We start from the raw sequence: 23,413 nt of genomic DNA on the forward strand, positions 1-23,413 counted from the left end.
GTCAGACGGTTTTTTCGTCCAACAATCCCGACACGAAATCGAACAGACCGGGCCGGCGGTCGCGCCGCAGCCGCTCGGCGACGACGATACCGCGCACCTCGGCGAAGGCGCGGTCGAGATCGTCATTGACGATGACGAAATCATATTCCTTCCAGTGCTCGATCTCATTGCGGGCGTTCTTCAGCCGCGTCTCGATCACCGCCTCCTGGTCCTCGGCGCGGCGCTTCAGCCGCGCCTTCAATTCCTTCATGGACGGAGGCAGGATGAAGATCGAGACGATGTCGGCGCGCATCTTCTCCTTGAGCTGCTGAGCGCCCTGCCAGTCGATGTCGAACAGCATGTCGCGCCCCTGGGCCAGCGCCAGTTCGGCCGGCTCGCGCGGTGTCGCATAGCAATTGCCATGCACCTCCGCCCATTCGAGCAGCGAGTCGGAATCGCGCAACCGCTCGAATTCGCGCATCGTGCGGAAATGGTAGTGAACGCCCTCGATTTCCGAGCCGCGGCGCGGCCTCGTGGTGACCGAGACCGACAGTTCGAGGCTTGAATCGCTCTCCAGCAGGTTGCGCGCGATCGTCGACTTGCCGGCACCCGATGGTGACGACAGGACGAGCATCAGCCCTCGGCGGCGGATGCGGGACCCCAAATCCCTGGGAACCATCGGTTCCTTGGCAACCATCGGCTACTCCAGATTCTGGACCTGTTCACGGAACTGGTCGACCACAGCCTTCAATTCCAGCCCAATCGCTGTGACCGCCGCGGCATTCGACTTGGAGCACAGCGTATTTGATTCGCGGTTAAATTCCTGTGCCAGAAAATCGAGTTTGCGGCCGACGGCGCCGCCACCCACGAGCAAGGTCCGGCCAGACGCGACATGCGTCTTCAGCCGGTCTATCTCTTCGCGAATATCGGCCTTGGTGGCAAGGAACGCCGCCTCCATGTGCAGCCGGCTTGCATCCAGATTGGCGGATGCGTCCATCAGCAGCCTGACCTGCTCGGCGATGCGTTCGCGGATCGCCGCCGTGTCGCGTGACGGGTCGGCTTCCGCGCGCAGGGTCAGTGTCTCGATGGTGTCGATATGGCCGGACAAAAGCAGGGCCAGCGCGGCGCCCTCGCCTTGGCGGGCCTGTTCCAGACCGTTCAGCGCCGCGTCGAGCGCGCCTATGATGGCGGTGTCGAGCACGGCCCGCACCTCTTCGGTTTCGATGGTTTCGGCAACGTCGAGCACACCACGCAGCGACAGCAATCCATCAGCCGTCGCGGGCGCAACGCCGAACTGTTCCTGCAGCCGCTTGGCCAGGCCGGCGAGATCTTTCAGAAACGCCTCGTTGACGATGGGTTGCGCCTGCGCGCCGGCGGCGCGGCCGATGGTCAGCGTCGCCTGGAAATTGCCGCGCGCGAAACGCTTCTGCAGCGTTTGCCTGACTACAGGCTCCAACCGCTCGAACCCCTGCGGCAGCCGCAGCCGCACCTCGACGCTCTTGCCATTGACGGATTTGACCTCCCAGGCAATCGAGGTGCCGTCATGCTCGGCGACGGCCCGCGCAAAACCGGTCATGCTCTGCAAATTCATGTCGCCTGCACATCCCTGAAGCCTCACCCCGAAACCGGTTTTCCGGAGGGGCAAGCGCGGCTTAAAATGACCACGCCGCGAATGCGTCGAAATCGGACGCCTGGCGTTCTTTCAAATGTCAGGCTGTCGCCTTCCAGGCAACGCCTTTCTTCACCTTACTGGGCCGCGCCGGCATCACCGCCGGCATCGCCATTGTCGCCACCGGTACCATCGCTGCCGTCGACAGGCTTATCTGCTACTGCAGGCTTGTCGGCACTGCCGCTGGTACCGGCGGCAGCGGCTGCCTTGGCTGCTTCATCGGCCTGCTTCTTCTGCAGCGCGCGATAGCGGGCGACGTTTTCATTGTGCTCGTTCAGGGTCGAGGCAAAGACGTGACCACCCGTGCCGTCGGCGACGAAATAGAGATCGTCGGTCTTCGACGGATTGGCCACGGCCTCGAGGGCCGCGCGGCCGGGATTGGCGATAGGCGTCGGCGGCAGGCCGCTGATCACATAAGTATTGTAAGGCGTCTGCTTCTGGATGTCGGACTGGTAGATGGGGCGGTCCGCCGGCTTGCCCTTGCCGCCAAACAAACCATAGATGATGGTCGGATCGGACTGCAGGCGCATGCCCTTGGCCAACCGGTTCAGGAAGACGGCGGCCACGCGTGAGCGTTCATCGCCCTTGCCGGTTTCCTTCTCGACGATAGAGGCCAGGGTGACAAAGTCCTCGACGTTGGCCAGGGGCAGATCCGGCGCGCGCCGCTGCCAAACCTCATCGACCAGTTTCTTCTGATCGGCGAGCAGCTTGTCGACCATCTGCTGACGCGTCGCGCCACGCGTGAAGCGCAGCGTGTCGGTGGCAAGGCTGCCCTCGGGGGGCGTCTTCGCCGGCATGTCGCCGCTCAGGGCGGGTTCGTCGGCGATACGCTGCAAGGCCTGCTCGACGGTCAGCCCTTCCGGAACCGTCAGCGAGTACATCACCGACTTGCCACTCTTCAGGAGTTCCATGATGTCGCGCATGGATGCCCTGGGCTTGATCTCATATTCGCCGGCCTTGAGCGCGGAATCGTTGCCGAAGGCACGCACGCCGAGGCGGAATACGCGGGCGTCGCTGATCAGTCCGCGGCGCTCAAGCTGGTCGGCGATGTCCTGGACGCCGGTGCTGGGCTTGACGAGGAAGGTGTCGCCATTGGCGGAAGGGCCGGGTTCGGTAAACTCCTGCTTGCCGAAATAGAGAGCCATGCCCGCCGCCAGAACCATCAGCACCACCAAGGAGATGACGAAGTTCATGAACACGACGATCTGGCTGCGCGAAGCGCGCGACCGTTTCGGCGGCGGCGTTCCGGCCTCCGGCCGCAGCGCCTCGCTGGCAGTCTTCGGCATGATCGGCCCGGTGTTCGCCGGCCTTTGCCCGAATTCTCCGTTGCCTGACGGATTTGTGTTCATTTCGCCCTACCGTTCGATCTCTCAACGAATCCCCTGAGGCAGAGTAGGGGCGAATATGGCAAAATTGACGACACGCCAAAGCGTCGCCCGGCAGTTCGGTCAGCCATTATAACGCTGAAAGACGAGCGAAGCGTTGGTGCCGCCGAAGCCGAAGGAATTGGACAGGGCCACGTCGATCTGGCGGGCGCGTGGCTTGTTCGGCACCAGGTCGATCGCGGTTTCGCGCTCGGGATTGTCCAGGTTGATGGTTGCCGGTGCGATATTGTCGCGGATGGCGAGGATCGAAAAGATCGCTTCGGCCGCGCCCGCCGCTCCCAGCAGATGGCCGATCGACGACTTGGTCGACGACATCGAAATCTTGGACGCCGCATTGCCGACCAGCCGCTCGACGGCGCCGAGTTCGATCGTGTCGGCCATGGTCGAGGTGCCGTGCGCATTGATGTAATCGACGTCGGCTGGCGTAAGCTTTGCCCGGTTCAGCGCCGCCGTCATGCAACGGAACGCCCCGTCGCCATCTTCGGCCGGTGCGGTGATGTGATAAGCGTCGCCGGTCAGACCGTAGCCGATCACCTCGGCATAGATCTTGGCGCCGCGCGCCTTGGCGTGCTCGAGCTCCTCCAGCACGACGACACCGGCGCCCTCGCCCATGACGAAGCCGTCGCGGTCGCGGTCGTAGGGCCGCGAGGCGGTTTGCGGGGCGTCGTTGCGTTCGGTCGAGAGTGCCCGGCAGGCCGCGAAGCCGGCGAGCGACAGCCGCGTCACCGGCGATTCGGCGCCGCCAGCCAGCATGATGTCGGCATCGCCGAAGATGATCAGCCGGGCGGCGTCGCCAATAGCGTGCGCGCCGGTCGAGCAAGCGGTGACGACAGCGTGGTTGGGACCTTTCAATCCGTGCCGGATCGAAACCTGGCCCGACACGAGATTGATGATGTTTCCGGGAATGAAGAACGGGCTGATGCGGCGCGGGCCGCGTTCCTTGAGGATGATCGCGTTCTCGGCGATGCCCTCAAGACCGCCGATGCCGGAGCCGATCAGCACACCGGTGGCGCAACGCTCCTCTTCGGTTGAAGGCTTCCAGCCGGAATCCTTCAGTGCTTCATCGGCGGCCGCGATCCCGTACAGGATGAAGTCGCCGATCTTGCGAAGTTCCTTCGGCTCAAGAATGGCTTCGGGATTGAGCGTGCCGTTGGAGCCGTCGCCACGCGGAATGACGTGGGCGATCTTGCAAGCAAGATCGTCCACCTCGAACTCGGTGACGCGCTTGGCGGCGCTGCGGCCGGTCAGCAGTTCCTTCCAGCCGTGCTCGAAGCCCATACCGAACGGCGAAACCAAGCCAAGGCCCGTTACGACGACACGCCTCATCGCAGGTCCTCCCCGGTGATGACTGCGGAAAGCGTCAGGCCGAAGCCTTGTCGATGTACTTCACCGCATCGCCGACCGTCAGAATGGTCTCGGCTGCGTCGTCGGGGATCTCGACGCCGAATTCTTCTTCGAACGCCATGACAAGTTCAACCGTGTCGAGGCTGTCAGCGCCCAGATCATCGATGAAGCTCGCCTGCTCCGTCACTTTGTCGGCATCGACGCCAAGGTGTTCGATGACGATCTTCTTGACGCGCTCTGCGGTGTCACTCATTTGGGGCATCCTCGTCTTTTGTTTGTCTGTCTTCGTTAGCGGGCGGAATGCCGCTAATCAAGCTGAAAGATGGTCCTGCCGGTAACGCAACGGCCACGGACCGGTTTTGCCCGAACCGCCGGGTTGCGGGCCGCATTACACGAAAAATAGCCGAGGTCCAAGCCGAAATGGTGGGTTTTCACAGCACGGCGATAATGCTGCCGAACCTCGCTCAGATCATCGCCATGCCGCCATTCACGTGAATGGTCTGCCCGGTTACGTAGGCGGCCTCGTTCGAAGCCAGATAGGCAACGGCGGACGCCACTTCGGCACTGGTGCCCATGCGCTTGGTGGGGATCGCCGCCATGATCGCCTCTTTCTGCTTGTCGTTGAGCTTGTCGGTCATCGCCGATTCGATGAAGCCCGGAGCGACGCAGTTGACGGTGATGTTGCGGGTGGCGATCTCCTGCGCCAGCGATTTGGACAAGCCGATCATTCCGGCCTTGGAGGCGCAGTAGTTCGCCTGGCCAGGATTGCCGGTCACCCCGACCACCGAAGTGATGTTGATGATGCGGCCATGGCGGCGGCGCATCATCGGGTGGGTCAGTTCACGGGTCAGCCGGAAAACGGCGGCGAGATTGACCTCCAGCACCGTATCCCAGTCGGCGTCCGACATGCGCACGAACAGGCCGTCCTTGGTGATGCCGGCATTGTTGACCAGGATGTCGACGCCCTCGAGATCGGCCTCCGCCTTCTGGCCGAGTGCCTTGACCTCGTCGCGGTTCGACAGGTTGGCCGGGAACAGCTTGACCCGGTCGCCCAGTTCGGAGGCCAGCGTCTCCAGTTTCTCGACGCGCGTGCCGTGCAGGCCGACGATCGCGCCCTGTGCATGCAGCACCCTGGCGATCGCCTCGCCGATGCCCCCCGATGCGCCGGTGACAAGCGCCTTGCGGCCGGTCAATTCGAACATTTTTGTCTCCAGGTTGAGAAGAGGGCACCCCATATAGGGATGGTATCAAATGGCGTTTTATGCAAGCGCCGCCAATGCCGCCTCGACCTCGGCCGCGGAACCTACAGAGGCGGTGGCGATGTCGCGGTTGATGCGACGAGCCAGTCCCGAAAGCACCTTGCCGGCGCCGATCTCGTAAAGCGTCGAGACACCGTTGGCGCCGAACCATTCCACAGTTTCGCGCCAACGCACGCGACCGGTCACCTGCTCGACCAGACGCCGGGCGATTTCGTCGGGATCGGTCGACGGCTGTACCGATACGTTGGAAAGGACGGGAACGACTGGCGCAGTCTTTGCCACGCCGGCAAGAGCCTCGCGCATGACGTTGGCCGCAGGTGCCATCAGCGCAGAATGGAAGGGCGCCGACACCTGCAGCATCAGCGCCCGTTTGGCGCCCTTTTCGGTGCACAGTTTCGCTGCCAGCTCAACCGCGGCCTTCGCACCTGAGATGACCAGCTGGCCGCCGCCATTGTCGTTGGCGATCTGGCAAATCGAGCCCTTTGCGGCCTCGGCACAGGCAGCTTCGACATCGGCCTGCTCCAACCCGATGATCGCCGCCATGGCGCCTTCGCCGGCCGGCACCGCTGCCTGCATGGCGTTGCCGCGAATGCGCAGCAGACGGGCGGCATCGCCAACAGAAACGAAGCCGGCGGCGGCGAGTGCCGAATATTCGCCCAGCGAGTGGCCGGCGACATAGGCGACCTTGTCGTTCAGCGAGAAACCGCGCGCTTCCAGCGCCCTGATCGCCGCCAACGACACCGCCATCAGCGCCGGCTGCGCGTTGGCCGTCAGCGTCAAGGTCTCTTCGGGACCTTCCCAGATCAGCTTCGACAGGTTTTCGCCGAGCGCGTCGTCGACTTCCTGGAAAATCCTACGTGCCTCGGGAAAAGCATCGGCGAGATCCTTGCCCATGCCGACAGCCTGGCTGCCTTGTCCCGGAAAGGTGAATGCAACGGCCATGCGAGGGCTCCCCAGACTGGTTTTGCTTGCCTGATACTACGAATTTTCCCTGCCTGTGGCGCAAGGCAGCCTGCCAAGTCAAGCCACTTCAGCCCATGCCGAACGCCGTATCCGCGCGCGCGTGCCTGTTCCAAAAGGCTTTTTGGCGATCACACCTGATGAAAACCGCTCACGAATCGTTTGCTGGCTCTTCTTATTTCCGCCACAGGCGCTAGCCTTGCGTGACAATTATATGACAATCGAATGACGTGGGTCGTCTTTGGGTGGGAAGTTAAAGTGGCAAAGAGTTTCAAACGTACCGGCAACGCCGCGCCGCAATTCCTGGAAGACGATCCGTCCACGGGCTATCTGCCGGGCCGGAAATGGCCGGTCGTCCGCTACGGACTGATCAGCCTGGCGATCTCGGCTGTCCTGGTGTTCGCCATCGAACTGATCGTGCGGGGTGATGTCGCCGGCACCGTTTCCTTCTTCCTGCAGCCGCTCAAGCCCGGCTGGACCACCATCGTCGTGTTCGCGCTGATCCTGATCGGCCTCGACGCGGTGCTCGGCCGCAGTCATCAAAGCCTGATGATCGTGGCGCCGCTGACCCTGTCGCTGGCCTTTGTCGGCCACCAGAAATCGCATTATCTCGGCGATCCGCTCTACCCGACCGATTTTCTCTATGCCCGCCAGATCTTCGCCCTGCTGCCGCTCCTTGTGCGCGACCGGCCTATGACCGCGCTCGCCATGGTCGTGGGCATCGTCGCCGGCCTGTCCCTGCTGGTCTACGGCTGGCGGCTTTGGCGCCGCAAGGTTCCGGCCCTCAGCCACAAGGGCCGCCTTGCCCGGCTGACGCTGGCGGTGCCGCTGCTCGCCTTCTTCGTCTCGATCATGGACTATGCCACCTTCTCGTGGACGCGGGACCGGCTGCAGATCATCCCGATCATGTGGGACCAGAAGGAAAACTACGCCTCCAATGGCTTTGCGCTCGCCTTCGCGCTCAACGTGCCGATGGCGCACGTCTCGGCCCCGCCAGGCTATTCCGACAAGGCTATTGCGGCCATTGACCGAACCAATGTGACCGCCTCGGTGCCGGCCCAGAAGCCAGACATCATCGTCGTCATGAGCGAATCCTTCTGGGATCCGACCAAGCTGCCCGGCGTCACCATCACCCCCGATCCGATGCCCAATGTGCGGGCGCTTCGCTCGGGTTCGATGTTCTCGCCTGAATTCGGCGGCATGACCGCCAATATCGAATTCGAGGCGCTGACCGGGTTCTCGAACGCCTTCCTGCCGGCCGGCAGCATCCCCTACCAGCAATATGTGCGCACCCCGACACCGTCGATGGCGACCTTCCTGAAGAGCGAAGGCTATAAGGCGCGCGCCATCCATCCAGGCACCAACTGGTTCTGGAATCGCGGCGCGGTCTATGCCGATTTCGGTTTCAACGACTTCAAATCGGAAGAGACGCTGCCGCCCATGCAAAAGCGCGGACCGCTGGCATCCGACGCCGCGATGACCGACGAAATCATCCGCGAAGCCGATGCCAGCGACGACCCCGTGTTTTTCTTCGCGGTCAGCCTGCAGAACCACGGCCCCTATGAACCGAGACGTTATTCCAACCCGACCCACTCGGTGCAAGCCCCGATCAGCCAGTGGGCGCGTGAGTCGCTGCTCTCCTATGCCGAGGGTTCAGCCGACGCGGACCACGGCCTCGAACGGCTGGTCGAATGGGCCAAGACGCGCGAGCGGCCGACGATTGTCGTCTTTTTCGGCGACCATCTGCCGCCACTTGGACCGGTCTATGTCGAGACCGGCTTCCTGAAGGACAACGTCGCGCCCCGCAGGGAACCGACACCGGAGGCGGCTCTCGAACATCACGCGACACCGCTGATCATCTGGTCGAACCGCTCAGGCCCGGTCGAGAATCTGGGGACGGTGAGCCCTGCCTTCCTCCCCTATCATATCCTCACCGCGGCGGGCATCACCCACCCTTACTACACCGGCTTCCTGGGCGAGATGCGGGAGCGCTATCGCGTTGTCGACCGCAACCTGCTGCTCACGCCGACGGGTGAGGCCACGTCCGACTGGGCGCGACAGCAGGAGATCGACCCGGCGATCCGCGATTTCCGGCTGATCCAGTACGACATGATGTTCGGCAAGCGCCATGCGGCGCCCGACTTCTTCCCCGAGACGGTCGGCAAGGTTGTCGCCCATACGAGCTGAGGGTCTCGATCCCCTCAGTAATGCGCGCGCCCCTCGGTGTCGGCGCTCAATTCGTCAGTTGCAGTTTCGAGAACTTGTTGGCGATCTGCTGAAAGACGTTCGGCAGCTTGGCCGGGTCGTTGACGGCGTCGTCCGTGAACAATGAAGTGGGTCAGGCTGCGCTGGATCTGGGGCGGCTTTGGAGTGCTGTGATGAGAAGCCACAAAAGCAGCCTGAACCATTTGATCAGGAGCGAGAAGTTGTAGCCGGCGGCGGCGAGGATGGCGTTGATGGCGTCGCCCTGTTCGCCGGCGAGGTAGTTGCGGCCCATGCGGTGCTCGGCCTTGATGTGGCCGATGACGGGTTCGACTGCCGATCGCCTGCGCATCTGACGCTTGATGGCAGGTGTGACGCGGCGCTTCTGGCCGGCGGTGAAGACCCTGAGCTTGTGGCTTTCAGGTGCGTTGTGGCCGCGATATCCGGCGTCGGCGAGGATGCGGCCGATTTCGTTGCCGATGGTCTTTTCCATGTCGGGGATAACGGTCGCGAGCGTATGGCCGTCATAGGGATTGCCGGGCAGTGCCTTAGCGTGCAGGGCGAACTGGCCGCCCTTCGAGCGTTCGAGCGTCGTGGCGATCGAGACCTTGACGCCGAACTCGTAAGGGGCATGCGCCTTGCCCTTGCCGATGCACTCGACCTCATGGGCGTGCAGGCTGTAGATTTTGCGGCCGCGCTGGCGCTGACGTTGCTCCAGAACCGCCGAGGCCTGGTAGAGCGGCCACTTGAAGCTCGCCTCGAGGTCCGTTTGGCCGGTGATCCGGCGGGAGATGTCGCGAATGGTGCGGCCGAGATAGGTCTTGAGCTTGCGCAGCGCCTTGTTGGCCCGCTTGAACTGCTTGGCGTGCGCGTAGCGCTGGTGCTTGATCAGCGCCAGCTTGCCGACCCGCACGTAGGTCTGGCGCAAATCGAGCCCCGCCTTCTTGGCCAGCCGCACCAGCCGCTCGCGCGCCCGATTGACGAGCTTGGCGTCGGTGGGGAACATCACGTTCTTCGGCTGCACGGTCGTGTCGACGATCACCCGGCGCGTATCGGCCGGCTTCATCGCTCCGCTCTTGACCGCCACCGCCAGGCTTTCTTGCAGGAGCGCCGTGATCGGCTCCTCGCCCATGCGCTGGCGCCAGCGCGTCATCGATGAGCGCTCGAAGGAGAGCTCGTGGCGGAAGAACTCTTCACCGCACAGATACTGGAAGTAGGGGTTCTCCACCCAGCGGGCGCACAGCTCCTCGTCCGACAAGTCGAAAGTGTGCTTCAGGATCGCAAGGCCCGCCATCAGTCGCGTCGGCAAGGGCGGCATGCCAGGACCGTCCGAATAGACCGCGCCGAAACGCTCCTCCAGCACCGGCCAGTCGATCGCCTGCGCCAGCCGCACCAACTCGTGCTTCATGTTGATGATCTGATCGAGCCTGGAGCGGAACAGGTCCTGCTCTCCCGTCTCGCGCTTCTCGCGTGGCCTGGACATTCGCCGTCCCCTCGATTCGCCCGCCAAAACGAGTGAATCACGCATCGGCGCACAAGGGAATCGTCAAATCGAATTGCAAGAAAACGGCAACCAGACACCGCAAATGTTGCAACGCTATTCCCGCATTCCTCGCCGATTAGGAAACCAGATCAAAGCCTTGCGGATAGTTCACCGACGACGACGGCATAATAATCGCTCGGGTCGGAAGCGCAGGCGCTGTAAAGCGTGCGGTTGGCGGGGGTGTCGGATTGCAGCACCAGAGTGTAGATTTGCACTCCCTCGTTCTTCAACTGCGTGCAGACGCTCTTGGTCCAGCCGTCGACATTGCCGGCCGCCGTCGCCTGGTTATCCGACCCGAAGCGGCCACCCGCCAGATAGCCATAGGATGTGTAGTCGGACTTCGTCGGCTGTTCATCACTGGCGCCATAGACGACATTCTCACCGTCGGTGAGCAACAGCACGATCTTGCTGATGCCAGGCGTCTTGAACGGCGCACCGCCGGTATAGGGCGCGCCGGGCGAGAGCACCCGCATGCCCCAGGACAGCCCTTCCGACACATTGGTGCCCGAACCATTCCACTCGGTCATCTGGCTTGCCGCCTTGCGCAGCTTGTCGAAATCGTCGGTCAAGGGAACGACAGGGGTAGGGCAGGAACGGTTGGGACCAACGGTGATCGCGGAACCGGTCTCGGTTATGAGTTCCTTAACGGGCGCTACATATTTCGCGACCTCTTCCTTGGTGGATTTGTCGGGATCGCTGTCGAGGCCACTGAAGTCGATGCCGAGCCGGTTGTTGCCTTTCTGTTTGTCCAGCTTGACCGTGTCGCCGGTGTCGGCGAGATAAGAATTGTTGTAGTATTTTGCCTGATTGCCGTAGGAGCTGGACGGCATCTGCGCATCTCCCGGATCATCCGGCGCGAAATAGGGAACGAACAGCGTGTCGGGCTTGGCCGGGTCGGGCGGCGTGTCGGAAATGTTATAGGCGCCGGCCCGCGCCTCCACGCAGCCCTTCCATCCCGTGCCGTTCCATCCGGACTCGGCCCATCCGGTGTCCTTCAGCTGCTTGAACAGCGCCATGTGGTTCGGGCGCTTGCCGTCGATGACGGGGAAATTGATGCCGTTGGTCGAGGATTTGCCGTCCATGTCGATCCAGGACGGGTCGAACCCGTCGCCGTTGACGTTCACGGCCGTGACGAAGGGAACCAGCGAAGCACGGACCTGGCGCGTCGGCGATTTTGTCGATTCGAGAGTGTCGAGCAATGATTTGGTCGCGGCCCTGAGCGCCGTCATGCGGGCGCCGGCCATCGAGCCGGTATTGTCCAGCACCAGCACGACTTCGAGCTGGTTGTTCGATTCGACCGCCGACGCATCGACCACGATGTGCTTGCTCTGGCCGAACAGGAAAGCGAAGTTCAGATTGACGTCGGCCGAGGCGACCGCCTTGGTCTTGATGAAATTGACGCCCTTGTCGACGGTCAGCGTCGCCTGCGCGTTGACGAGTTCGCCATGGCCAACGATGTTGGCCTGGAAATAGCGGTTGAAGGCGTCGGTGCGGGTAATGTCCAGATCGCCAAGATGCGACGAGGCAAGATTTGCCGCATCGAGCGCATTCTGCAGGTTGCTCTTCGCCCGCATCATGGTCGAGACATCGGTCGCGAAGGCCACGGCCGACAGAATGGCTGGCAGCCCCAACCCCATCAGAAGCGCGAAATTGCCGCTCTTCGAGCGCCAGAATCTGTTGAGAAGCATCCTTACCCCCGGAAATGCTTGCCGCTTGATATGCGCGGTTGCCCGGTCTTTTGCATGTTGCATGATGAATCGACCGTTGACGGCCGGACTCAACACGGCGCAAGCTGATATTGTGGTTAAGCGCCGGTTGCCGGGAAAATCGCCAGGCCTTGCCGGCGCCGCTACTCGATTTTCCGGTGGCTGCGACATCGGGGACGCCGCTTGCCCTTGCTTTATCAGCGGATTGCTGTAAAGACGCGGCCAATCTGCCGGTCCCAGCTGGGGGCTGAACGGAGGGCCGGAGGTTTTTTCTAGAACCTTTCGTGTGAAGCCAGAAGCGCTTCCGCCTCCCGTGTCTCCGCTCTCGACCGTCTCGTCATGCTCCTTTCTTCCCCGCACCTTTCGAGGCACATGCGGGTCAGAGAAGTTGCAGAGGCTTTTGCCGCCGGGAACCGGGAGAGAAACGAAGAAAGGCACTGATACATAATGGCTCTTTACGAACATGTGTTTCTTGCCCGGCAGGACCTCTCGCAGCAGCAGGTCGATGCGCTTGTCGAACAGTACAAGGGCGTCATCTCAGCAAATGGCGGGTCCGTCGGCCGGGTCGAGAACTGGGGACTGAAGTCCCTCACCTACCGGGTCAACAAGAACCGGAAGGCATACTACACGCTGATGGACCTCACCTGCCCGCCGGCAGCGCTCAACGAGATGGAGCGCCAGATGGGCCTGTCCGAGGACGTGCTGCGTTTCCTGACCATCAAGGTCGAGGCGCATGAGGAAGGCCCTTCGGCCATGATGCAGAAGCGCGAAGAGCGCTCCGAGCGCGGTGGCTTCGGCGATCGCGACCGTGGCGATCGTCCGGCGCGCAGCTTCGGCGACCGCGGCGATCGTGGCCCGCGTTCGTTCGGCGATCGCGAAGGCGGCGACCGTGGTCCGCGCCGTCCGCGCGAAGGTTTTGAAGGGGGTGCAGAATAATGGTCGACATCAACCAGATCCCCACCCGGCGCCCTTTCCATCGCCGCCGCAAGACCTGCCCGTTCTCCGGCGCCAACGCACCGAAGATCGACTACAAGGACGTGCGTCTGCTGCAGCGCTACATTTCCGAGCGCGGCAAGATCGTGCCGTCGCGCATCACCGCCGTCAGCCAGAAGAAGCAGCGCGAGCTCGCCAAGGCGATCAAGCGCGCCCGTTTCCTCGGCCTGCTGCCCTACGTGGTTCGCTAATTCTTCCGAACGGGCGGTTCGCCGCCCGTTCGTTGTCACCGGCCATGACGGGCATGACCGGTTAGGCATCAAATCCCGAGTTGAGGTCAAAAACCTCTAACTGCCGCGACAGGCAGGACAGCGACACCGGCGGCAACGCCCTTTGCTTCCTGACCTGTTCCAGAGAATTCGGCGTCGGCCTTGTGGACGGACGCCCAACCAAAAGGAACATAGCCATGGACGTCATTCTTCTCGAACGCGTTTCCCGCCTCGGCCAGATGGGCGACACCGTCAAGGTCAAGGACGGTTTTGCCCGCAACTTCCTGCTGCCGCAAGGCAAGGCGTTGCGCGCCAACGAAGCCAACAAGAAGAAGTTCGAAGGCCAGCGCGCCCAGCTCGAGGCCCGCAACCTCGAGCGCAAGTCGGAAGCGACCCAGGTCGCCGAAAAGCTCGACGGCAAGAGCTTCATCGCGGTGCGTTCGGCCGGTGAGACCGGCCAGCTCTACGGTTCGGTGTCGACCCGCGACATCGCCGACCTGCTGATCGCGGAAGGCTTCACGGTCAACCGCAACCAGATCCAGCTCAACCAGCCGATCAAGACCATCGGCCTCACCAATGTGGCGATCGCGCTGCATCCGGAAGTCGAAGTCACCATCACGCTCAACATCGCCCGAACGGCCGACGAGGCCGAACGCCAGGCCAAGGGCGAGACGCTGACCACCGCCGAAGCCATTTACGGCGAAGACATCAACGACAATGCGCGGCCGGAAAACTTCTTCGATCCGAACGCCGAGTTCGAAGGCGGCGAAGAAAACGCCTGATCGCACAGGTCCTCGGACCCGCTCTCCAGCCATTTCTGGACCAATGCCCGGGCCTCTCGCCCGGGCATTTTTGTGCCAAAAGGAACTTTTCGAAACCCTATATATTGATGCAGAGTAGGACAGTCTGTCTGACCGTGAGGGGACATCGGACCATGAATATTCTGTTGAAGCGCGTTCTCGACCGCCTGGTGCGCACGGGCAGTCTCAGTGTAACCGGGCCGAAAGGCTCGACATTCGTCTTCGGCGACGGCAGCGGCGAGCCGGTGCATATGCACATCAAGACCCGGCATGCCGAGCGCGCCATCGCCTTCGATCCGATGCTGGCGGTGCCAGAATCCTACATGGACGGCGAGCTCGACATTCTTGAAGGCGGCGTGCTCGGACTGATGCGCATTGCCTTCCAGAACATGGGCAGCGGCGGTATCGACGCCACCTGGTCGAAGGCGATCGAGGGCCTGCGCCATGCCTTCCGCCGCCTGCAGCAGATCAACACCGCCTCGCGCTCGCGCCGCAACGTGCAGCGTCACTACGATCTATCGGGCGAACTCTACCGGCTCTTCCTCGATGAGGACATGCAGTATTCCTGCGCCTATTTCGAGCAACCGGACATGACGCTGGACGAGGCTCAGGCAGCCAAGAAGCGCCATATCGCCGCCAAGCTCCGGCTGAAGGCCGGCCAGACGGTGCTCGACATCGGCTCCGGCTGGGGCGGGCTCGGCCTGTATCTCGCCAAGGCTTTCGACGTCGACGTGCAGGGCGTGACGCTGTCGACCGAACAGCATGGCGTCGCCACCGACCGGGCGCACGCGCAAGGGCTGGAAAACCACGTCCATTTCGAACTGAAGGATTATCGCGAACTCAACGAACGCTTCGACCGCATCGTCTCGGTCGGCATGTTCGAGCATGTCGGCGTCAACCATTACCGCACCTTCTTCGACAAGGCGGCGACATTGCTCAAACCTGGCGGCGTCATGCTTCTGCACACGATCGGCCGTTCCGGCGTGCCGTGGGCGACCAGCGCCTTCATCCGCAAGTATATTTTCCCGGGCGGCTACATCCCGGCGATGTCAGAGGTGCTGCCGGCGATCGAGAAATCCGGCCTCGTTGTCACCGACGTCGAGATCCTGAGGCTCCACTATGCCGACACGCTGAAGCACTGGGGCCAGCGCTTCGCCGCCAACCGCGACAAGGCCAAGGCTATCTATGACGAACGCTTCTGCCGCATGTGGGAGTTCTATCTGGCCGCCTCGGAAGCCGCCTTCCGTTGGCAGGACCTGGTGATTTTCCAGTTTCAGATCGCCAAGAAGAACGACACGCTGCCGGTGGCGCGCGACTATATGGCCAAATGCGAAAAGGCGCTGGAAATGCGCGACATGGCGCACCGTGAAGATATGGGCCATCGCGAGGCGGCTCCGGTCGAGAAGCCCGCCAAGGCCGCCCGCCGACGCAAGGTGGCGGAATAGGAACGGCGCTGTCAGGACGCATTATTGGCGCTTGCCATTGCAGGCTCCTGCCCCGAAAAAGGCCTCGTGAATCGTCGCGAGGCTTTTTTCATGACCTATCTCCTCTACACAGCCGCGGCGCTGGCCGAGATCGCCGGCTGCTTTTCGGTGTGGGCGTGGTGGCGGCTGGAGAAGTCGCCGCTCTGGCTGCTGCCGGGCTTTGCCTCGCTGCTTGTGTTCGCCTGGCTTCTGGCATTGGTCGACATCAGTGCGGCCGGCCGCGTCTATGCCGCTTATGGCGGTATCTACATCGCTGCCGCGCTCGCCTGGTTGTGGCTGGTTGAGGGTGTGCGGCCCGATCGCTGGGACCTTGCCGGCGCGGCGCTCTGCATGGCCGGCGCCTCGATCATCCTGCTTGCGCCGAGAGGGGCATAGGCCGTGGAACTGCCGGCCACACTTCGACAGGCTGTCGATCGTATTTTGGAAAGGGTGCCGCTGCTGGACCTGAAGCAGGCCGCGAAAATCCTGTCCGACCGCTACCGCGCCGAACTGCGCGACGGCCGCCTGCACATGGCGCAGGACATGGCGGTCAAAGCCTATCTGACGACACGGATGCCTGCGACCTATGCGGCGGTCCGCGCCAGCCTCGATGCGCTCGCCGAAGCCCGGCCGGATTTCACGCCCGCGACCTTGCTCGACGTTGGCGCCGGCCCTGGTACGGTACTTTGGGCCACCAGCGACCTCTGGCCCGAACTGGAATTGGCCACATTGCTGGAGGCGAGTGCCGCGGTGCGCAAGATCGGCGAGACGCTTGCCGCCAATGCAATCGCGGCCCGGACCGTCTGGCGGGCCGGCGATGTCACGACAGACCTTGGCGACCTGCAACCGGCCGATCTCGTCACATGTGCCTATGTGCTGGACGAGATCGTGCCGGCATCCCTGCCCAAAATGGTCGACCGGCTGTGGCAACTCACGACCGACACGTTGCTGGTCGTCGAGCCGGGCACGCCGGCGGGCTGGCTGCGAATTCTGGCGGTGCGCCAGCAGTTGATCGATGCCGGCGCGCATGTGCTGGCGCCTTGTCCGCACGAAGCACCCTGCCCGCTCAATCCGCCCGACTGGTGCCACTTTTCCCGCCGCGTCGCCCGCTCGCGCCTGCACCGGCTAGCCAAAGAGGCGGAGGTACCGTGGGAGGACGAGAAATTCATCTATGTCGCCGCTTCGCGCCAGCCGGCAGCCTCCCGCGCCGCACGGGTGATCGCGCCGCCGAAGTCAGGCTCCGGCAAGATTGCGCTGAAACTCTGCGAGGCAGACGGCAGCGCCGACGAAAAGCTCTTCACCAAACGCGACGGCGAGGCCTTCAAGGTGGCGCGGCGGCTGGACTGGGGCGATACGCTGGCGTGAGATGAAACTAATACCCTCGCTCTGCAAACCGGTGTCCACCGTAGCTCCAGTTTCCTGTTTTGTTCTCTTTCGAGAAACGCTAAACTCGCAACCCTCGATTCGAGTCAATTGCGATTCTTTCCACGGAAAAATTTTGGCTGTGAATCGCGAGTATCAAAGTCGCTTCGACACGGGCTGTTGCAGATAAGTCAGCACCGACTTGTCCAGTTCTGATATCCAAAGGCCGGGATTTAAATCGGGGACATCATGGCAGAGGCAGCGCGAAAATTCGGCGTCGCGGAGCAACCGCTCTATCGCGAATCGCCCAACAACATCGAGGCCGAGCAGGCGCTGCTTGGCGCCATCCTCGTCAACAACGATGCCTTCTACCGAGTGTCCGACTTCCTGAAGTCCGGCCATTTTTACGAACCCCTGCACCGCAAGATCTTCGACGTCGCGGCCGAGTTGATCCGCATGGGCAAGGCGGCGACGCCGATCACGCTGAAGACCTTCCTGCCGGCCGACGAAAAGGTCGGCGACATGACGGTGGCGCAATATGTCGTACGGCTGGCGGTGGAAGCCGTCACCGTCGTCAACGCCACCGACTACGGTCGCGCCATCTATGACCTGGCGACGCGCCGGGCATTGATCACGGTCGGCGAGGACATGGTCAACATCGCCTATGACGCACCTGTCGACATGTCGCCTTCCGAACAGATCGAGGATGCCGAGCGCCGCCTGTTCGAACTGGCCGAAACCGGGCGCTATGACGGCGGCTTCGAGAGCTTCACCGACGCGGTCAAGACCGCGGTCGACATGGCCAATGCCGCCTATATGCGCGACGGCGGTCTGTCGGGCCTCGCCACCGGCATGCGCGATCTCGACCGCCGCATGGGCGGCCTGCAGCCCTCCGATCTGATCGTGCTTGCCGGCCGTCCGGGCATGGGCAAAACCTCGCTCGCCACCAACATCGCCTTCAACGTCGCCGAGGCCTATGTGCCGGCACAACAAGCCGACGGCTCGTTCAAGGCGGCCAATGGCGGCGTCGTTGGGTTTTTCTCGCTCGAAATGTCGTCCGAACAGCTCGCGACCCGTATCATTTCCGAACAGACGGAAATCTCCTCATCGAAGATCCGCCGCGGCGAAATCAGCGAAATGGATTTCGAAAAGCTGGTCGCCTGTTCGCAGACCATGCAGAAGATCCCGCTGTTCATCGACCAGACCGGCGGTATTTCCATTGCTCAGTTGTCTGCCCGCGCGCGTCGCCTGAAGCGCCAGCGTGGCCTCGACCTGATCGTCATCGACTATATCCAGCTGATGCAGGGCTCATCCGCCAAATCCTCGCAGAACCGCGTGCAGGAAATCACCGAGATCACCACGGGCCTGAAAGCACTGGCCAAGGAACTGACCGTGCCGATCATCGCGCTGTCGCAGCTCTCGCGCCAGGTCGAAAGCCGCGACGACAAGCGCCCGCAGCTCTCCGATCTGCGCGAATCCGGTTCGATCGAGCAGGATGCCGACGTCGTCATCTTCGTTTACCGCGAGGAATATTACCTCAAGAACCGCGAGCCGAAGCTCGGCACCGAGGAATACGTCAAGTGGGAAAACGAGATGAACGAGATGCGCGGCAAGGCCGAGGTGATCGTGGCCAAGCAACGCCACGGGCCGACGGGCACGGTCACGCTCGCCTTCCACGGCGAGTTCACCCGCTTCTCGGATCTCGCGGAAGAGCATCACATCGCGGAGAGGTTTGAGTAGCCTCTTGCCAGCGGTCGCAACAGAAATATGGAAGCAAGGCGCTCTATGGCGCGCGAAGGATCGCGGCGCCCGCAAGCGGACTGGAAGGTAGAAGCGTGGCCAAATCCCGCGTCCAGTTCATCTGCCAGAATTGCGGTTCGGTGCATCAGCGCTGGGCCGGCAAATGCGACGCCTGCGGCGAGTGGAACACGCTGGTCGAGGAAGGCACATCAGGAGGCATCGGTTCGGGGCCGGCCAACACTCGCAATGCCCGCAAGGGCCGAGCCGTGGTGCTGACCACGCTTTCGGGCGACATCGAGGACGCACCGCGCATCGTCTCGGGCATCGGCGAACTCGACCGCGCCACCGGTGGCGGTTTCGTGCGCGGCTCTGCACTTCTGGTCGGCGGCGATCCCGGCATCGGCAAGTCGACGCTGCTCACACAGGCGGCGGCCGCTCTTGCCTCCAAGGGCCATCGCATCGTCTATGTCTCGGGCGAAGAGGCGGTTGCCCAGATCAGGTTGCGTGCGCAGAGGCTCGGCGTCGCGTCGTCGCCCGTGGAACTGGCGGCCGAGACCAATGTCGAGGATATCCTCGCCACGATTGCCGACGGCAAGCGGCCGGATCTGGTCATCCTCGATTCGATCCAGACGCTGTGGACGGATCTTGCCGATTCGGCGCCGGGCACGGTGACCCAGGTACGCGCCGCCGCCCAGGCGATGATCCGCTATGCGAAATCCACGGGTGCCGCGATCGTGCTGGTCGGCCACGTCACCAAGGAAGGCCAGATCGCGGGTCCGCGCGTGGTCGAGCACATGGTCGACGGCGTGCTCTATTTCGAGGGCGAAGGCGGCCACCACTTCCGCATCCTGCGCACGGTGAAGAACCGCTTCGGACCGACGGACGAAATCGGCGTCTTCGAAATGTCGGACAAGGGTCTGCGCGAGGTCGCCAATCCGTCCGAGCTTTTCCTTGGCGAACGGCATGCGAAATCGCCGGGAGCGGCGGTTTTCGCCGGCATGGAAGGCACAAGGCCTGTTCTGGTCGAGATCCAGGCGCTGGTCGCACCCTCCTCGCTCGGCACGCCGCGCCGGGCGGTGGTCGGCTGGGACGGCGCGCGGCTGTCTATGGTGCTGGCGGTGCTGGAGGCGCATTGCGGTGTCCGTTTCGGGCAGCATGACGTCTATCTCAACGTCGCCGGCGGCTATCGCATCAGCGAACCGGCGGCCGATCTCGCGGTTGCCGCCGCACTGGTTTCCTCTCTCACCGGTCTTGCCCTTCCCGCCGATTGCGTCTATTTCGGCGAAATCAGCCTTTCGGGCGCGGTGAGGCCGGTTGCGCATGCGCAGCAGCGCCTCAAGGAAGCCGAAAAACTGGGTTTTGGTAGCGCGGTTCTGCCCTTGGGCAGCGAGGAACTTGCTGGGGGGATCGGGGCCGGCGCTTTCCAGCCCACCGAGCTTGCCGACCTCGTGGCGCGCATAGCCGGCTCACGGCGCAGCCGTGTCGACGATGAAGAATGACGCGGCTCGCCGAGCCGTGAAAATGAGATCGGAGTGGGGCCAAAGACATGCCGATTACGCTGCTTGACGGAATTCTCGTCGGCTTCACCCTGGTCTCGGCGATGCTCGCCATGGTTCGTGGCTTTTCGCGCGAGGTGCTTTCGGTTGTTTCGTGGGCGGCGGCAGCGGCGGCGGCCTTCTTCTTCTACAAACCGGTCCTGCCCTACCTGAAGCCCTATATCGACAACGAGAAGATCGCCATGGCGGCTGCCGCCGGCGTGGTCTTCATCATCGCGCTGATCGTCGTCTCGGTCATCACCATGAAGCTCGCCGATTGGATCATCGATTCGCGCATCGGCGCGCTCGACCGCACGCTCGGCTTCCTCTACGGCGCCGCGCGCGGCATCCTGGTCGTCGCGGTGGCGCTGCTGTTCTTCAACTGGCTGGCCGGCGCCAAGGCCCCGGCCTGGGTGACGGAAGCCAAGTCGCGGCCGCTGCTGGAACAGATCGGCGCCAAGATTGAGAGTCTGCTGCCCGCCGACACCGAGAACGCAATCCTCAAGAAGCTCAGCCCGAAAACAGCCGAAACCCCGGCTGCCCCGGATGCGCCAGCGGCGGATGCGCCGGCAACGGGTGACGATGCCAATGCGCCGGCGCCTGACGACAACGAAACGGCGCCGGCCGACAACGCCCCGGCTCCAGCCAATCCGACGCCGGCGCCGGCGAACTGAGGCAGCAAACTGGGCGTCGGACGATCGATCCATGTGAACGATCGCACGCAGTGCGTTGCTTTCGACGGGCGACAGCCTTATATGGCGATTTTAGCGGAGCTTAAAATGGCAGACGCAGACGACGTGCTTTCCGCCGAGGCTGACGATCATTTCCATGACGAATGCGGAGTCTTCGGCATCTTTGGCCGGCAGGATGCGGCAGCCATCGTCACACTCGGCCTGCATGCGCTGCAGCATCGCGGCCAGGAAGCGGCCGGCATCGTCTCCTACGACGGCACCCAGTTCCATGTCGAACGCCATGTCGGCCTGATCGGCGACACCTTCACCAAGCAACGCGTCATCGATAGCCTGCAAGGCAACCGCGCGATCGGCCACACGCGTTACGCCACCACTGGCGGCGCCGGCATGCGCAACATCCAGCCCTTCTTCGCCGAATTGGCCGATGGCGGCTTCGCTGTGGCCCACAACGGCAACCTCACCAACGCGATGACCGTGCAACGGGCCTTGCAGAAGCAGGGCGCGATCTTCTCCTCCACCTCCGACACCGAGACGCTTTTGCATCTGGTCGCGACCAGCAAGGAGCGCGACCTCAATTCGCGCTTCATCGACGCGGTGCGCCAGGTCGAGGGCGCCTTCTCGCTGGTGGCGATGACGGCCAAGAAGATGATCGGCTGCCGCGACCCGCTCGGCATCCGTCCGCTGGTGCTGGGCGATCTCGACGGCGCCTGGATCCTGGCCTCCGAGACCTGCGCGCTCGACATCATCGGCGCCCGCTTCGTGCGCGACCTGAAGCCCGGCGAGATGGTCGTCGTCACTTCCAAGGGCATCGAGAGCCTGTTCCCATTCGAACCACAGAAGACCCGATTCTGCATTTTCGAATATGTCTATTTTGCCCGGCCCGACTCTTCGGTCGAGGGCCGCAATGTCTATGAGGTGCGCAAGCGCATCGGCGCCGAACTGGCGCAGGAGAATCCGGTCGAGGCCGACATCGTCGTGCCGGTGCCGGACTCGGGCACGCCGGCGGCAATCGGCTTCAGCCAGGCGGCGGGCATTCCCTTCGAACTCGGCATCATCCGCAACCACTATGTCGGCCGCACCTTCATCCAGCCCGGCGATTCGATCCGCCACATGGGCGTCAAGCTCAAGCACAACGCCAATCGCCGCATGATCGAGGGCAAGCGCGTGGTGCTGGTCGACGATTCCATCGTGCGCGGCACCACCAGCCAGAAGATCGTGCAGATGGTGCGCGACGCCGGCGCCAAGGAAGTGCACATGCGCATCGCCTCGCCGCCGACCAGCGCGTCGTGCTTCTACGGCGTCGACACGCCGGAGAAGTCGAAGCTGCTGGCATCGCGCATGTCGGTGGAAGAAATGGCCGAGTTCATCCGCGTCGATTCGCTCGGCTTCCTGTCGATCAACGGGCTCTACCGAGCCGTCGGCGAGGCCAGCCGCGACGACGAACAGCCGCAGTTCTGCGATGCGTGCTTCACCGGCCAGTACCCGACCCGCCTGCTCGACTTCGAAGGCCACGACAATGTGCGCACGCTGTCGCTGCTGGCGACGAGCGGGGCGTAGGATTGCCGGACCGTCACCAGCGCTAGTTAGATTTCCGGAAGCCATCGCATGACCCTCGATCTTACCGGCCGCGTTGCGGTCGTCACCGGCGCCTCGCGCGGCATCGGCTATTTCATCGCCAGGGAACTGGCGGCCGCCGGTGCGCACGTCATCGCGGTTGCCCGCACCGTCGGTGGACTGGAAGAGCTCGACGACCAGATCAAGGCGGCCGGCGGCCAGGCGACGCTGGTCCCGCTCGATCTCGCAGACATGGCCGGCATCGACCGGCTGGGCGGCGCCATCCATGAGCGCTGGGGCAAGCTCGACATCCTCGTCGCCAATGCCGGCGTGCTCGGCGTCATCTCGCCGATCGGCCATGTCGAGGCCAAGACCTTCGAAAAGGTGATGACCATCAACGTCACCTCGACCTGGCGGCTGATCCGCTCCGTCGACCCGCTGCTGCGGCTTTCGGATGCCGGCCGGGCGATTATTCTGTCTTCGAACGTCGCGCATTCGGCGCGCGCCTTCTGGGGGCCTTACGCTGCATCGAAGGCGGCAGTGGAGACCATGATGCGCTCCTGGGCGCATGAGACGCAAAACCTGCCGCTGCGCGTCAATGCCGCCGACCCCGGCGCCACCCGCACCGCGATGCGCGCGCAAGCCGTGCCCGGTGAAGATCCCGAGACATTGCCGCACCCCTCCGAGATCGCCAAACGCATCGTGCCGCTGGCCAGCCCGGACCTCAAAGAGACCGGGCTGATCTTCCAGGCCAAGCACAACCGCTTCGTCGCCTACCGGCAACCGGAATAAAACTCGAGCCTTTGACGGTGCCGAAGAGGCGGCCATGACGGGTCATCACGACCGCACAGTTCTCGATGCTCCATTGCTTTGCGACCGATTGAATTGTGGCGGTTGCAACACGCCCAGCCCGAAAACCTGCCGAATCATGACGCGCCTGTGATCTAAGGCGGTGGTCATGCTTTCGTCATTTCCGAGGAGTTGTTAGCATTGGACGACTCCCACACCAAGCGCCCTG

At 63.2% G+C, this 23,413-nt stretch carries 22 protein-coding genes; 13 read left to right on the forward strand and 9 right to left on the reverse strand.

Going from position 1 to position 23,413, the window contains the following annotated elements; genetic code table 11:
* Position 1: 1 nt before the first annotated feature.
* From gmk to mltG, 3 genes are all read right to left on the reverse strand, one after another.
* On the reverse strand, positions 2-658 hold the full coding sequence (gene gmk / locus FJ970_RS23775; protein ID WP_140762087.1) for a guanylate kinase: 657 nt from the start codon (positions 656-658) through the stop codon (positions 2-4).
* Positions 659-679: 21 nt separating this feature from the next.
* A complete protein-coding gene (locus tag FJ970_RS23780; RefSeq protein ID WP_140762051.1) occupies positions 680-1,570 on the reverse strand; it encodes a YicC/YloC family endoribonuclease in 891 nt (296 codons plus the stop codon).
* A 155-nt stretch (positions 1,571-1,725) separates the two neighbouring features.
* Positions 1,726-2,841, reverse strand: coding sequence for an endolytic transglycosylase MltG (gene mltG, locus FJ970_RS23785; protein WP_224612030.1), 1,116 nt, complete (start codon positions 2,839-2,841; stop codon positions 1,726-1,728).
* On the opposite strand from mltG, the gene FJ970_RS23790 reads away from it, so the two are divergent.
* Positions 2,840-3,034 carry a hypothetical protein gene (locus FJ970_RS23790; RefSeq protein WP_227791888.1) on the forward strand — a complete coding sequence of 65 codons (195 nt, stop codon included), beginning with the start codon at positions 2,840-2,842 and terminating at the stop codon, positions 3,032-3,034. The two genes, mltG and FJ970_RS23790, sit on opposite strands and share 2 nt — an antisense overlap.
* A gap of 62 nt (positions 3,035-3,096) precedes the next feature.
* Here FJ970_RS23790 and fabF read toward each other — a convergent pair whose 3' ends face one another.
* The 4 genes from fabF to fabD all read right to left on the reverse strand — a co-directional run bounded on the left by fabF (position 3,097) and on the right by fabD (position 6,578).
* A complete protein-coding gene (fabF, locus tag FJ970_RS23795) occupies positions 3,097-4,359 on the reverse strand; it encodes a beta-ketoacyl-ACP synthase II (protein ID WP_140762056.1) in 1,263 nt (420 codons plus the stop codon).
* A gap of 34 nt (positions 4,360-4,393) precedes the next feature.
* Positions 4,394-4,630 (reverse strand): acyl carrier protein, encoded by a 237-nt coding sequence (locus tag FJ970_RS23800; RefSeq protein WP_006203723.1) that lies wholly within the window; start codon positions 4,628-4,630, stop codon positions 4,394-4,396.
* Between the two features lie 211 nt (positions 4,631-4,841).
* Entirely contained in the window at positions 4,842-5,579 is a 738-nt protein-coding gene (gene fabG, locus FJ970_RS23805) for a 3-oxoacyl-[acyl-carrier-protein] reductase (RefSeq protein WP_140762058.1), read from the reverse strand.
* Between the two features lie 57 nt (positions 5,580-5,636).
* The gene (gene fabD / locus FJ970_RS23810; protein ID WP_140762061.1) at positions 5,637-6,578 is read right to left on the reverse strand and encodes an ACP S-malonyltransferase; all 942 of its coding nucleotides are present in this window, start codon (positions 6,576-6,578) and stop codon (positions 5,637-5,639) included.
* A 243-nt stretch (positions 6,579-6,821) separates the two neighbouring features.
* Here fabD and FJ970_RS23815 point away from each other — a divergent pair, with 243 nt between their 5' ends.
* Positions 6,822-8,783 carry an LTA synthase family protein gene (locus FJ970_RS23815; protein ID WP_140762064.1) on the forward strand — a complete coding sequence of 654 codons (1,962 nt, stop codon included), beginning with the start codon at positions 6,822-6,824 and terminating at the stop codon, positions 8,781-8,783.
* 151 nt (positions 8,784-8,934) lie between these two features.
* On the opposite strand, the gene FJ970_RS23820 is transcribed toward FJ970_RS23815, so the two are convergent.
* The gene (locus FJ970_RS23820) at positions 8,935-10,281 is read right to left on the reverse strand and encodes an IS5 family transposase (protein ID WP_227791889.1); all 1,347 of its coding nucleotides are present in this window, start codon (positions 10,279-10,281) and stop codon (positions 8,935-8,937) included.
* Positions 10,282-10,430: 149 nt separating this feature from the next.
* A complete protein-coding gene (locus tag FJ970_RS23825) occupies positions 10,431-12,029 on the reverse strand; it encodes a pilus assembly protein (RefSeq protein ID WP_140765427.1) in 1,599 nt (532 codons plus the stop codon).
* A gap of 465 nt (positions 12,030-12,494) precedes the next feature.
* On the opposite strand from FJ970_RS23825, the gene rpsF reads away from it, so the two are divergent.
* The 11 genes from rpsF to FJ970_RS23880 all read left to right on the forward strand — a co-directional run bounded on the left by rpsF (position 12,495) and on the right by FJ970_RS23880 (position 23,187).
* Positions 12,495-12,983, forward strand: coding sequence for a 30S ribosomal protein S6 (gene rpsF, locus FJ970_RS23830; protein WP_015318508.1), 489 nt, complete (start codon positions 12,495-12,497; stop codon positions 12,981-12,983).
* The gene (gene rpsR, locus FJ970_RS23835) at positions 12,983-13,231 is read left to right on the forward strand and encodes a 30S ribosomal protein S18 (protein ID WP_006203718.1); all 249 of its coding nucleotides are present in this window, start codon (positions 12,983-12,985) and stop codon (positions 13,229-13,231) included. The genes rpsF and rpsR overlap by 1 nt, the downstream gene beginning before the upstream one ends.
* A gap of 215 nt (positions 13,232-13,446) precedes the next feature.
* A complete protein-coding gene (gene rplI / locus FJ970_RS23840) occupies positions 13,447-14,031 on the forward strand; it encodes a 50S ribosomal protein L9 (RefSeq protein ID WP_140765429.1) in 585 nt (194 codons plus the stop codon).
* A gap of 152 nt (positions 14,032-14,183) precedes the next feature.
* Positions 14,184-15,494 (forward strand): SAM-dependent methyltransferase, encoded by a 1,311-nt coding sequence (locus FJ970_RS23845; RefSeq protein WP_140765431.1) that lies wholly within the window; start codon positions 14,184-14,186, stop codon positions 15,492-15,494.
* Positions 15,495-15,584: 90 nt separating this feature from the next.
* Entirely contained in the window at positions 15,585-15,908 is a 324-nt protein-coding gene (locus FJ970_RS23850) for a YnfA family protein (protein WP_140765433.1), read from the forward strand.
* A gap of 3 nt (positions 15,909-15,911) precedes the next feature.
* Positions 15,912-16,877, forward strand: a complete 966-nt coding sequence (locus tag FJ970_RS23855) for a small ribosomal subunit Rsm22 family protein (RefSeq protein ID WP_140765435.1) — start codon at positions 15,912-15,914, stop codon at positions 16,875-16,877.
* Positions 16,878-17,123: 246 nt separating this feature from the next.
* Positions 17,124-18,614, forward strand: coding sequence for a replicative DNA helicase (locus FJ970_RS23860; RefSeq protein ID WP_140765437.1), 1,491 nt, complete (start codon positions 17,124-17,126; stop codon positions 18,612-18,614).
* Between the two features lie 95 nt (positions 18,615-18,709).
* The gene (gene radA, locus FJ970_RS23865; RefSeq protein ID WP_140765439.1) at positions 18,710-20,113 is read left to right on the forward strand and encodes a DNA repair protein RadA; all 1,404 of its coding nucleotides are present in this window, start codon (positions 18,710-18,712) and stop codon (positions 20,111-20,113) included.
* 47 nt (positions 20,114-20,160) lie between these two features.
* The gene (locus tag FJ970_RS23870) at positions 20,161-20,823 is read left to right on the forward strand and encodes a CvpA family protein (RefSeq protein ID WP_140765441.1); all 663 of its coding nucleotides are present in this window, start codon (positions 20,161-20,163) and stop codon (positions 20,821-20,823) included.
* Between the two features lie 105 nt (positions 20,824-20,928).
* Positions 20,929-22,398, forward strand: coding sequence for an amidophosphoribosyltransferase (purF, locus tag FJ970_RS23875; RefSeq protein ID WP_140765443.1), 1,470 nt, complete (start codon positions 20,929-20,931; stop codon positions 22,396-22,398).
* Positions 22,399-22,446: 48 nt separating this feature from the next.
* Positions 22,447-23,187: an SDR family NAD(P)-dependent oxidoreductase gene (locus FJ970_RS23880; protein ID WP_140765445.1), complete on the forward strand. Its 741-nt coding sequence runs from the start codon at positions 22,447-22,449 to the stop codon at positions 23,185-23,187.
* Positions 23,188-23,413 lie beyond the last annotated feature (226 nt).

The sequence above is a fragment of the Mesorhizobium sp. B2-1-8 genome (genome assembly GCF_006442545.2).
Lineage (GTDB): Bacteria > Pseudomonadota > Alphaproteobacteria > Rhizobiales > Rhizobiaceae > Mesorhizobium.